At 35.9% G+C, this 12,204-nt stretch carries 10 protein-coding genes and 1 pseudogene; 4 read left to right on the forward strand and 7 right to left on the reverse strand.

Annotated features, from left to right (window positions below; translation table 11 throughout):
• Nucleotides 1-47: 47 nt before the first annotated feature.
• The 6 genes from ACIQX2_RS05700 to ACIQX2_RS05725 all read right to left on the reverse strand — a co-directional run bounded on the left by ACIQX2_RS05700 (nt 48) and on the right by ACIQX2_RS05725 (nt 7,766).
• Nucleotides 48-1,349 (reverse strand): ATP-binding protein, encoded by a 1,302-nt coding sequence (locus ACIQX2_RS05700; protein WP_402847686.1) that lies wholly within the window; start codon nt 1,347-1,349, stop codon nt 48-50.
• A 38-nt stretch (nt 1,350-1,387) separates the two neighbouring features.
• The gene (locus ACIQX2_RS05705; RefSeq protein WP_402847687.1) at nt 1,388-2,422 is read right to left on the reverse strand and encodes an ATP-binding protein; all 1,035 of its coding nucleotides are present in this window, start codon (nt 2,420-2,422) and stop codon (nt 1,388-1,390) included.
• 490 nt (nt 2,423-2,912) lie between these two features.
• Nucleotides 2,913-4,511 (reverse strand): M20/M25/M40 family metallo-hydrolase, encoded by a 1,599-nt coding sequence (locus ACIQX2_RS05710; protein WP_402847688.1) that lies wholly within the window; start codon nt 4,509-4,511, stop codon nt 2,913-2,915.
• A gap of 63 nt (nt 4,512-4,574) precedes the next feature.
• Nucleotides 4,575-5,951 carry an amino acid permease gene (locus ACIQX2_RS05715; RefSeq protein WP_402849092.1) on the reverse strand — a complete coding sequence of 459 codons (1,377 nt, stop codon included), beginning with the start codon at nt 5,949-5,951 and terminating at the stop codon, nt 4,575-4,577.
• A gap of 180 nt (nt 5,952-6,131) precedes the next feature.
• Complete coding sequence (locus tag ACIQX2_RS05720; RefSeq protein WP_402847689.1) at nt 6,132-6,899, reverse strand: dimethylarginine dimethylaminohydrolase family protein; 768 nt, start codon at nt 6,897-6,899, stop codon at nt 6,132-6,134.
• A 12-nt stretch (nt 6,900-6,911) separates the two neighbouring features.
• Entirely contained in the window at nt 6,912-7,766 is an 855-nt protein-coding gene (locus tag ACIQX2_RS05725; RefSeq protein WP_402849095.1) for a dimethylarginine dimethylaminohydrolase family protein, read from the reverse strand.
• Between the two features lie 168 nt (nt 7,767-7,934).
• On the opposite strand from ACIQX2_RS05725, the gene ACIQX2_RS05730 reads away from it, so the two are divergent.
• Nucleotides 7,935-8,672: an IclR family transcriptional regulator gene (locus ACIQX2_RS05730; protein WP_402847690.1), complete on the forward strand. Its 738-nt coding sequence runs from the start codon at nt 7,935-7,937 to the stop codon at nt 8,670-8,672.
• Nucleotides 8,673-8,938: 266 nt separating this feature from the next.
• A pseudogene (locus ACIQX2_RS05735) lies at nt 8,939-9,048 on the forward strand (colicin); the annotation flags it as partial.
• A 294-nt stretch (nt 9,049-9,342) separates the two neighbouring features.
• Here ACIQX2_RS05735 and ACIQX2_RS05740 read toward each other — a convergent pair.
• Complete coding sequence (locus tag ACIQX2_RS05740; protein ID WP_402847691.1) at nt 9,343-10,275, reverse strand: aldo/keto reductase; 933 nt, start codon at nt 10,273-10,275, stop codon at nt 9,343-9,345.
• Between the two features lie 461 nt (nt 10,276-10,736).
• On the opposite strand from ACIQX2_RS05740, the gene ACIQX2_RS05745 reads away from it, so the two are divergent.
• The gene (locus ACIQX2_RS05745) at nt 10,737-11,558 is read left to right on the forward strand and encodes a ParA family protein (protein WP_402847692.1); all 822 of its coding nucleotides are present in this window, start codon (nt 10,737-10,739) and stop codon (nt 11,556-11,558) included.
• Entirely contained in the window at nt 11,555-12,085 is a 531-nt protein-coding gene (locus ACIQX2_RS05750) for a hypothetical protein (protein WP_402847693.1), read from the forward strand. Before ACIQX2_RS05745 ends, ACIQX2_RS05750 begins: the two co-directional genes overlap by 4 nt.
• Nucleotides 12,086-12,204 lie beyond the last annotated feature (119 nt).

Raw genomic sequence — 12,204 nt, forward strand, 5'->3', positions numbered from 1 at the left:
AATCGAAATTAGACAAGTCTATTTCTATTATAAGTTCTTAGTGCTTATCAACTCATAACAAGTTCCTTCTCAGTTTCCTTTGATTCTAACGGTTCTATAAAAGTAGGTGATAAGGAAGGGAATGTGAATTTAAATGTCGTTCCTTCTCCAATTTCACTTTCTACATGAATTGTACCATTCATAGCACGTACGATACTATACACTACCATAACGCCGAGACCTGTACCCTTGCTTCCTTTTGTTGAATAATAAGGCTCACCTAAACGGTTCACTTGTTCAAGTGTCATACCTGAACCAGTATCTTTAATGAGAATGCTTACAGTTGTTGGTGTGCTCTCCGTTTCAACCGTTAATATACCTCCCTTTGGCATTGCTTCTATTGCATTTTTCATAATATTTACAAGGCATTGATGAAATTTTTGTTTGTCTCCTTCAATCTCCTCTACCTGTGAAAAGTTAGAAACAATTTTGACCGAATTTCGCTTTGCCAATGGTTGTAGCAATTGAACTACTTGTTTTAGTTCTTCCTGAAGAACTAGGGGTTCCATCGATTTAATTTCAGGATTAGAGAAATTCAAATATTCTTGAATGACTCTTTCAGCAGATTTCAGCTCGTTTTTAATAATGGAGATGTATTGATTATGGTTTTCTTTTGAAATAGCATCATTTTGCAAAAGTTGAACAAAACCAATTGCTGCTGTCAACGGGTTACGAATTTCATGACTAATAGCTGCACCCATTCGTTCAACAGCCTCTAAACGTTTGGATTTCATAGTGCGTTGGCGCAATTGAATATTCATAAAAATTTCTTCAATAATATAAGAAATAATTCCGACTCCAATTGGTTGAATGACTAAAAAAACAAACAAAACCTTGGAACTACTGTGAGGTAAGTGCCAAATTCCAAACGAAAAAGTTTGGGCAAAACTGAACAGAAATGTAACGCCGATGGAAAAAAGAATTCGCTGCTTGGAAGAGCGTTTTAAAAACCATGGAGAGATTCGCCAAAAAAGAAAAGCTAGTCCTCCATAATAAAGGACGGTCATCCAAAATCCATAATCAATTCCCAAAAAACCTCTTACGAGCATAATGAATGCAGCCAAAAAAGGACCTAAACCCATATACAAACTGCCGATAATGAACGGAATTTTTCGTAAATCAAAAACGACATTCATGCCTTCTAGTTGATAAGTAAATACAAAACAGAGTATTAAACTAACTATTAAGTAGATGATGAAAATAGCTTGGTAAGATCCAAACCTTTTCGACTTTTCTGCCCATAAAACTGCTGAAAATAGTAATACGATTAACAAGGATAAGTTGAAAAAGAAATATACTGTTAACTCCAAGACATTATTCCTCCAATACTATTTTATGCAAAAAAGATTCATCTTCTCTTTATCTTAGTTTTATGCAGCTTGAAATGAAATTGAGAGAGGGTGCCTTTGCCAATCTCACTTTGAACTTCAATTGTTCCTTTCATAGCACGTAATATACTGTAAGCAACCATCATGCTGAGACCAGTTCCCTTGGGTCCATTCGTAGAATAATGTGGTTCTCCTATACGTTTAATTTGTTCTTTACTCAATCCTGTTCCAGTATCTTGTATAGAAATAATTATCTTGTTCTGAGTAGCAATCGTTTTGATCAATAATACACCACCATAAGGCATTGATTCGATTGAATTTCGTATTATATTAACGAAGCATTGGTGGAATTTGGATTTGTCTCCTTGGATCGTTCCATAGGTAGAAAAATCAGTCGAAACCTTTACTGAATGATAGTTAGCTAGAGGATTTAGCAATTTTAAAATATGTGTTAGTTCTTTCTGAATATCTAATTCTTCTATTGATTCAATAATTGGTTTAGAAAAGGTTAAGTAATCTTGTATGACACTTTCTGCAGAATCTAATTCATCTTTTATAATGGAGAGATATTTTATTCTTTTATTATGATCAAGAGAATCTTGGTCGAGGAGTTCAATAAATCCAATTGCTGTAGTTAATGGATTTCTAATTTCATGAGATATTGCAGCCCCCATTTGTTCGACTGCAGCCAGCTTTTCTTCGATTATTAACTGTTGTTGCAACTGTTGATTCTTTTCTCTTATTTCAATGAGGGAAGAAATCATGGCAACCCCAAGTGGTGGGACTATTAGGTAAGTGATGAATATGTCTAACAATTGGTCAGGAGATACCTTGTTTAATGCGATGGTTAGGATGGCGAAACTTATCAGTAAAGTAATACCGGTGGAAACAAGTATTCGTATATTAGCAGTGAGTTTTAAAAACCAAGGAGAAATATACCAAATAAAAAAACTAAACACGGTATAAAATGCAACTGCTATAAAGAATCCAACGTCTATTCCATGGAATGCACGAAAGAAAATCACCAAAAATCCTAGTATAGGACTGAACCTCAAATAGAGACCTCCCAATAAAAAAGGAATTATTCTCAAATCTAGAACATACCCACTTTGTATGGGATAAGTAAATAGAGAACAAAGTATTAACGAGAAAACAAAATAAAATAAGCTTGCTCGTTTGTGTAAATGGATACTACCGACTCTCTTATTTAATAGAAAAAAAATAAAAAATAAAATCATTAATAAGGAAAGATTAAATAGAAAATGCATTGTAATAACTCCCAATATATACCTCTCCTAATAATAATTTTAATAAATTAATAGTAACGAAAGAATGTGGAATATACAATACTTCTTTAAAGAATATTCAGAAGATTCATAGGGGAATTTGTATAAAAGTGGCAGAAAGGGAGTAGTGGAGGCAGGAGGAGTAACCAATAAATTATATTTACTAGAGTCAGAAGTATCCTAGGCGCCTGGCACCAGTAATAGTTCTGTAACAACCAAAAAGTGACCCCAGATACAAGTTCTGGAGTCATTTTTACTATTAACATAAACTTTTCAATAGAGTTTCTAGCATGACAGGCATTTCGACGAATGCACTGTCTACATGTAGTCTTTCTGTTCTTTGGTGTGCATCTTTACCGAATGGACCCACATTTAATACGGGACCTTTTAGCTTTGCCATATCTTCAAATGGAATACTATACTTGTCTCCCCAAACGGGCGTATTGTTTTCGAATGCAGTCCAGCCATTGCCATCATCTTCATAGTTCAAGTAGCTTAAATCACATATCCCATTAAAATAGTGGATTTGGTCAATTTTATTCTCAAACGATTGAGCCGATTCCTTCATCAACTCGACCGCTTCTATAATAAGCGGGTCATTGGAAGTATTAACAGCTGGGTAGTAGGGAGGTGCAAATAGAATGACTGTCGCAGGTGCCAGTTCTTGGCATTGAATCATTAAATTATCAACAATTCTCAATGATTTTTCCCGATCATCCCAATCATCCTGTACAAGGGCTTCTTGTTTCAAACGTTCTACTTCCTCTGCTCCTAGCTTTTGATTTGCATATGCAAGCAGTTGTTCATAACGAAGTACTTTGACTGTGCCTACGCCTTTTACTTCCTCACGTTGGCAAATTTCCTGATAATCGGCATTTAGAGCATCCATCGCCTTGGTTGCAACTTGTTCAAAAAGATCCATTACTTCTGCTGCAGTACGTTTAAATAAAAATACATTATACAACGACACAGCACGATAAGGGGTTTGGGTCGAATAAGATATCTTCAAATCCTTTTGCTGCAAAGAGACTGGAAGAGGGGTACTTTCCCCAAGATCCGTCTCACGGAATAAAGGATTCCACTCCATACGCTGCGTCAAATAGGATGCAATATAGTTCGCCGTCATTCCTTTCATCGGCTCCCCAACATGCGTCTCTTTTCCATAAAATAAAGCAGCAGGCATAATTTTGCCAATAGTTCCCGAATAAATATACTCTGCAATATCTGTAGGGTTTTGAGAAAAGGATGGTTCACTATTCAAAAACAACTTGTAAGTTAACCCAAATTCCTCACGAAGACGTACTAACTGAGTTACCGCTGCACGCATTCCAGCAGAATTCACTTCCTCATCTGGAACAGTAGTCAACACTAGATTGATTGGCCATTCCTCGACACTCGCTTTTTCTAGTAATTGCATATGAAGCGCTAGACCCATTTTCATGTCCATCGTGCCTCGACCAAATAAATACTTTCCAGTTTCTAAATCGATACGAGCCGATTCTGGTAAATCACCGGGATTTTCCATTAACTTCTGCGTAAGCTCCTCTGGGAAATAAGCGAGTGGTTGCAAGGCTCCATACTCCTCCGTTTGAACGGTATCAAAATGGCTGATTAATACAACTGTTTCCAATGCATCGGAGTGTTTATACAATGCAGTAACTGCATGGCGTCCCAGTCCTGCATCATGCAACTGTAGATGGCTCGGGTGTTCCTGATAATACTTCAATTCTCTCAACTTATCCAATACTCTGGGAGCAAAAGTAGTTTCGCCTTCTGTTAATGTAATACTATCCCAACTAACAAGTTCGCATAACAGTGCTCTTAGTGATTGTGGTGAACCCCATAATAATTGACTCATTTTAATTTCTCCTTTATTTCTGACACAAATAAAAGTATCCTAAACATTCAGATAAATTTACTTTTAACTCTCCTGAATGACTTTATTACTTACTACAGCTGCTTGTTTGTTTTTCTTCTCTAATCTAAATTTATAAAAAAGCATACAAGCGATGAAAAAGCCTACCCCATAATACAGACCAACTCGCTGTGTCGGATCAAACGCTAAAAATACTAATATCAGTAAACAAAACGCAATACAAAATAGCGGAATAAACGGATAGAAACGAACTTTATAACCCAAGTCTTCAAGTTGACCACCATTCTTCACATATTGACGACGGAACATTAATTGGGAAGCTGCAATTCCCATCCATGAGATCGTGACAGAAATTCCGGCAATCGACATTAACAATACGAAAACTGTATCCGCCTCCATTACACTTGTCAATAAGGATAATAAAGAGAAAGCCATCGTGAATAGTAAAGCGTTAAGTGGAACTTTTTGTTTAGATAGACGACCAAACACTTTAGGCGCCATACCTTCTTTAGCCATCGACCATAATAAACGTGTGGATGCATACAAACATGAATTCCCAACAGACAAAATAGCAGTTAAAATAACAAAATTCATAATACTACCAGCATACGGTATTCCAGCTAAATTCATTAAAGTAACGAACGGACTTTCAAGCAATCCGAGTTCAGATGCTGGGAAAATAGCTGATAATACAATAATAGATGCAATATAAAACACGACGATTCTAATAATAATAGTTCGAATAGCTTTTGGAATGTTCTTTTCTGGGTTTTCTGTTTCTCCCGCTGCAATACCGACTAACTCTGAACCTTGGTAGGAGAAGATAACATTCATCATTGTCACAAAAACTATAACAATCCCAGCCGGGAACAACCCTGCAGGTGCCAAATTAGTTGCAAAAGGTGTCACTCTCTCTTCCAACGGTATAATTCCAAAAATCGCTGCAGCCCCAATGATAATAAATAGAACTACCGCAACAACCTTAATACCTGCAAACCAAAATTCTGCCTCAGCAAAAGCTTTTGTTGTAAGCGCATTCAAAACGAATAATAAAACCATGAAAATCGCACACCATATCCAGATTGGAACATCTGGGAACCAATGCTGCATAAGTATTCCAGCAGCCGTAAACTCTACCCCAGCCGTAGCAGCAGAACCTACAAAATACATCCATCCAAGTGAAAATCCTGCAGATGGACTAATAAAACGGGTTGCATAAGTCTGAAAAGAACCGGTTACCGGCATATAAACAGCAAGTTCTCCAAGACATACCATTACCATATACAAGATCAAACCACCGAATAAGTAACCAAGAATAGCTCCTCCAGGACCAGCCTGATTAATCGTATAACCTGCGTTTAAAAATAATCCAGTCCCAATTACTCCACCAAGTGATAGCATGAATAAGTGCCGGCTTTTCATCGAGCGATTTAATAGATGTTGTTGTGTTGAATCCCCAATATTAGACAAAAATATTCCCTCCCCCATACAATCTATTTAACTAAACCAACGCTACTTCACTGTTTTTCTATTATTGCGAGATCATTATGGGTGCCAGGCATCCATAATGACTCTGAAAAATACTAATCTTGAATTTTTTAGTTAAAATCTCAATGATAGGCAACTTAGACCGCCGTCTTGTTTGCGAACCTCTGACATATCCAACTCAATAGTTTCATAGCCTGCTTCTTTAATTTTGCGTTTTGTTTCGCTATATCCTTCAGGAATAATTACATAATCATTTACGCGAATACAGTTTGCTGAGTATTCATCCTCATCAGATATAACAATTTTTTCGTAAGAATCAAATGCAGGGTGATCAACGAATTCACCTGCAACTACCATTTTATTGTTTCCTAAATAAGCGATACCTGTTTTCAAATGAAAGAACTTTTGTAACGGGATGATTGTTGCTTCAAATCCTTCACTTTCTAGAATTTCTTTTAACTGACGTGCTCCCTCTTCATTTGTGCGATCAGAAATTCCGATATAAAACCTATTATCTGCTTGTAAAATATCCCCCCCATCAAGTGTTCCAGGTGATTTAATGTAATGAAATTTTTTATAAAAATCTTTTAAAACGCTTTCAATTTCGACAGTTTCACCATTTCGAGATTCCGCGCCGGGATTTGTAATTACGGCAAATTCTGATGTTAGCACGGCAGCATCCTCTACAAACGTCGAATCCGGAAACTCTTCACTTGCAGATAGTAGCGTTACTTCAACTCCGCATTTTTTTAATGCTTCCACATATGCTTTATGCTGAACTAATAGTTTTTCATAATCCGGTTTTCCAAGAGCTGAAGTTGTTAATCCTTCTATATAGCTTTTACCTGGTATTTTTGCGATTACTTTTTTAAATTTACTCAATTTATTTCCCCCTTAAATTCTAATGACTGGACTTGTTAGACATGTTGGACCACCAGTACCTAATACACTGATTTCTCGTCCTTTGTATTCATAAACTGTTGCTCCTGCATCGAGCAATTGTTGTTTTGTCAATTCATTTCCCTCGACTATTACACAAACACGCGGTGCAAGCGCTAATACATTACATCCAAGATTATCGTATTCTGCTTTTAGTACCTCTACTAATTGAATACCACGCTTTATCAGTAACTGACGGAAGAATACGGGCATCAATGGTGAATGCACCACCGCTAAGTCTTTATCCACCATGCTTATAAAAGACATCAAATGTAAGCATTCAGCTTCTCCTTGATCGTGCGGAAGCTGTACTACGATGAACTCATCTACAAACGGAGCTGTTATTTCTTTGAGTTGGCGAATTGCTTCGTCGTTTGTACGGTATCCTCGGCCGACAACGATTGTTTTATCATCTAACCAGATGATATCTCCGCCATCTGATACTGCTTCTCCAGTTAATTCTCCAATGATAGGAATCTCTTTTTCTTTGAGATACTCTTTATAAGCAGCAGCTTCTGGCTGTCTTAATTTCTTCCCTGATTTTAAAACAATTGCACCAGCTGGTGTAAATTTCACCGGGTCATGCGCATAGATAGAATCTAAACCTACTTCGTCCGATGCTGGAAGATAGTCGATTTGCGGTACATGCTTCTCTAAAATTTCAATGAAATTTTTATATTCACGCACCGCTTCATCAAAATTTGGTTCTTCTAGATAATTGAATATTTTCCATTGATCCGATAAATGTTCTTGACTAATAAAAGCATGGTTCGGATGCTTTACAATTACTCGCTCTAAATTTTTATACATGGATGAGTTATAAGCCACTTTTATCCCCCTTTTTCCGCATATCGGAAAAACTTTCCGTATAACGGAAATATTATATTTAAAATATAGGTGTTTCGTGATATAATGTCAATATATTTTGAATACTCAAATGACAATATTTTAGATTAATTTAAAAAAGGTGGAACATACATGCAATCTATTACCCGTGCGATGACTGTTGCTAAAGTTTTGGCGAATAATACCAATGAAAAAGGAATTAGTATATCCGAGCTTTCTAAACAATGCGAGCTCCCACTTAGCACGATGCATAGATTATTACAAGCTATGATTAAACACAGCATGGTCGAGCAAGATGAACAATCAAAGTTGTACCGCCTCGGTGTAGTTTGGTTAGAGTATGGTTTAAAAGTGTACGATACAATAGACTATGTCAGCAAAATCAGACCCGAGCTGGAACGCTTATCAAGAGAGGTAGAGGAGAGTGTCTATTTAAGCAAGCCAATTGGTACAGAAGCGATGATTGTAGAAAGAATTGATAGCGAAAATAACCCAATCCGAATTTACGATCAACTTGGGTTGCGTATTCCCATGCATATTGGTGCAGCCAATAAGGCGATGCTTGCTGCTATGCCTAGACCTCAATCCGAAAGTATTTTGTCGCAGCTATTACCGCCCGACAAAATGCCAGAGTTTCTACAAACACTCGAACAAATTACAAAACAAGGCTATGCAACTAGCCATTCTGAACGAACAGAAGGTACATCTTCTATCGCGGTATCCATCAAAGACAGTTTGGGCCAAGTCATTGGTGCAGTCAGCGTTGGTGTCGTCAGTTTCAATCTAACGGAAGAACGTCTCGCATTCTTAACCAGTAAAGTAGTAGAGGCAGGTAATAATATAGCTTTGAGACTAAGACCTAATAATTGAAGCAGTTAAAGTAGGAAATGTTGTTTGCCTTTGCTTATTGTTTAGGGGATTAGGTTTTAAAGGGAGATTTCCAATAATAGAGTAAACAGGTATTTCAAGGGATGCCTATGAAAATACTAGACGTAGATTTGTTTAAAAACCGCCCTTATGTTAGACATAACTCCGAGCCGAATCTGAATAGTAGTTTCTAAAATAGGTTTGATGTTTCGATATTAAACTCCAATGAAGCCCTTAGTTCAAGTGGAAATTGTGCTGAGGGGTTGTGTTTAGACAAGGGTGGGGAAGTTTATAATCTTGATAATTTAATGATTACTTCACCAAAAATGCACCAAAATATTTTAGACCTGCTTATCATTTTGGAAAGAAAGGGCAGTAATTATGGGAAGGTGGAAAAAATGAGTAAAGAGTTATCTAAAGAGGAATTAGTTGAACTAGTTAATAAAATATGTAATCCTAAGCTGAATGATGAAGAGAATTAGCAGAACCTTGAATGGCTATTTACCATTCAAGGTTTATTTTTTAAGGAGCTATCTAGTGCAGCTAGTGCATGATAGAGACATACAGGGGGTAATGTTATGGATGAAAAAACTCTAAATAAAGCTATTAGAAATGCTATTGACTTGGTGATAATTTTGAGTTGTTTTAGAGCCTGCCATCTTTCTGGTACCTATCACTGAAAAATAGAGCTAATAGCTTGAATCTCCTCAGCAGTCAAACGTACATCTAATGTTTTTAAGTTGCTTTGGACTTGATCTGCACGTTTTGCACCAGGAATAATGAAATCAATTCCGTCCTGTGCTAAATACCAAGCTAAGACTACATGCGCAACTTCTTCGCCTTTTGCATCCGCGATTTTACGTACTTGCTCTACTTTTTCTAGATTGGCTACAAATGCTTCACCTTGGAAATGAGGCATGTTTGCACGTAGGTCGTGGAATACATATTCCTTATTATATTTTCCAGCTAGAATTCCTGAAGCTAGCGGGAAATATGGGATGAAAGAAATATTATGCTCACGTGTGTATGGTAAATAGGCTTGTTCTGCACCACGTTCCAATAAGTTATATTGGCCTTGGAAAACATCCACATAGCCATCTTTATTTGCTTCTTTTAATTGATCTGGTGAGAAATTTGATACCCCGATGGCTCTGATTTTCCCTGCATCTTTTAATTCCTTTAAAACTCCAATAGCTTCATCTTTTGGCGTTACTTCATCTGGATAATGTAGATACATTAAGTCGATATAGTCCGTTTGAAGACGTTGTAATGCAGCATCTACCTCACTACGTAAAAAGTCAGCTGAATTGTCTATTAACATTTTTTCGTCAACGAATTTTGGTCCGATTTTTGTGGCAAGTACAACTTGCTCACGGCAGCCCATTTCCTTTATTACCTCACCGATTAATTGTTCTGAGCGGAATGGACCATAAAGTAAAGCTGTATCGATTAATTGAATACCTGATTCAATCGCAGTTTTTACTAATTGTTTCCCTACTTGTTCATCTAAATTTGGGTATAAATTATGTCCACCAACTGCATTAGTACCTAAACCAATCGGATTTGCAAAGACTTCTGAAGAACCTAATTGTACTTTATTAGTCATTAATAATTCCTACCTTCTATAATAGTGTATTTTATGTTCAAGTACTGAGGGTTACTGCTCAACTGGTAATTTCATAACTAACACAGAACACTTCAACTGTATTTTAAAATAAACTAACAATTATTAAAAGTTACAGTATAAATGTTTCATAATGTGAAAAATTTGTACAGTAAAACGGTCAGGAAGGCAGTTGTTCCATAATTATCTGTTCCACAAAGAGGGCTTCATCCTCACTAGCTAATTCTATTATCTAAAATTCCACTCTGTGTTAGATACCAACTAACACGAATGTTAAATCTTTTATGTTTGATTCTTACATAAGGTCATTAATCATACAGCCTTGCAAATATGCTTGGTTTTTATGAGAAGAATACTGATATATATTGGTTCATAAATGGGGTGGAAAATCATATGTTTATACAAGGGGAAAATAAGTACTTCGATGAGACAGGAGAGGAAGAATGTCAAAAGTTGTTTCCATGTTAAATATGAAGGGTGGCGTAGGGAAAACTACCCTAACGTACAATTTGGCTTGTTATGCGGCTTATAAAAAGTTTTATAAGGTGCTTGTCATAGACCTTGACCCTCAATCAAATTTGACCCAAACTTTTATGGGGGATGACGGATATAGACAATTTTTAAGGAACAATAAACAATCGGTTGTGGATATATTTGAAAATAGTAACATTGTTTCGAATGAAATAATTCATGAGGTATATTATGAATGGATTGACGATGGTTTGATTCATTTAGTACCAGCAAGAGTAGAGCTATCAAAAACATTAAAAAACCCCTCAACCAAGGAACATAAACTGAGAAGATTCTTAACAGATTACAAAAATAGTTATGACCTTATTTTAATTGATTGTCCCCCTACTGATTCAATTTTATCTGTTGCAAGTTACCTCGCAAGTGACTCATTAATTATTCCTGTAAAACTAGAAAAATTAGCGATAATTGGATTGCCGTTATTGGCAAGTAGTATTGAAGAGTTTAATCATGATTATGCTGGTGAATATGAAATAAATATTGCAGGGATCATATTTAATAACGTGGAAAAAAATGATCCTCCAGAAAATCGAGTTTCTAAACAAGAAGTAATGGCCTTTGCAAATGAAAAAGGATGGTACGTCTTCGATAACGAGGTGAGAGAATCTAAAGCATTTGTAAATGGTATTCGCGAAGGAAAGCCTATGTTTTTGTCAACAAGGGTACGTGAAAATTTTACACAGGAGTTCTATCAGGTAGGGGATGAGTTCTTAAAAAGGGTGGGTCTAAATTGAATACTTCCTCAAAATTATTGCTACTTGATATATTAAAGTTAAATCTAAGCTATGGAGATAGAGAGTTCAAGGAAGTAATCGATGTATTGAAACTTAAACAAGATAATTATCTGAAAAATATTTTAGATTTGTTACAAGAGTTAGATAACTCAGTACCAAATGGGAAAAGCAAAGTTAAAGCAACTAAAATTTTGCCGATAGCATTTTTAGAAGATATTAAAGATGATTACCCTGAAAAATATACCAAGCTTTTGCAAATTCAAGATATTCTTAACTCCAAAGAAATCTTCCAAACAGTTAGTGATCTACAAAACTATATAGGTCAAAAAATACATCTAACAACTAAAAAAAATACCAAAAATAATCTAATAAACAAGTACATATCTCACTATATAAATAAATCTTTAACGGAAATTGATAATGAACTTGTATCATTACAAGAAAAAGGTAATTCGAACAATAATGTTTCAAAATTTCTTGATATGGCAAATGAAATTGTAAATTCTCGAAAAGAAAAACGATTTTAATCTTCATACTAACACGATAACCCTAACAAAAGCTTGGAGAGACCATTCAAAGTTAGATACCGTAATTATATCGGGAAGCATACTAAAAATGAGTTAGATACTGCACCAGACTCATTTTT

It is taken from the genome of Psychrobacillus sp. NPDC096623, assembly GCF_044762655.1.
GTDB lineage: Bacteria > Bacillota > Bacilli > Bacillales_A > Planococcaceae > Psychrobacillus.

Coding starts and splice junctions, on each gene's coding strand:
- ACIQX2_RS05710 (WP_402847688.1), bottom strand. CDS start 4,511: ATGAGTCAATTATTATGGGGTTCACCACAATCACTAAGAGCACTGTTA.
- ACIQX2_RS05715 (WP_402849092.1), bottom strand. CDS start 5,951: ATGAAAAGCCGGCACTTATTCATGCTATCACTTGGTGGAGTAATTGGG.
- ACIQX2_RS05725 (WP_402849095.1), bottom strand. CDS start 7,766: ATGTATAAAAATTTAGAGCGAGTAATTGTAAAGCATCCGAACCATGCT.
- ACIQX2_RS05730 (WP_402847690.1), top strand. CDS start 7,935: ATGCAATCTATTACCCGTGCGATGACTGTTGCTAAAGTTTTGGCGAAT.
- ACIQX2_RS05740 (WP_402847691.1), bottom strand. CDS start 10,275: ATGACTAATAAAGTACAATTAGGTTCTTCAGAAGTCTTTGCAAATCCG.
- ACIQX2_RS05745 (WP_402847692.1), top strand. CDS start 10,737: ATGTCAAAAGTTGTTTCCATGTTAAATATGAAGGGTGGCGTAGGGAAA.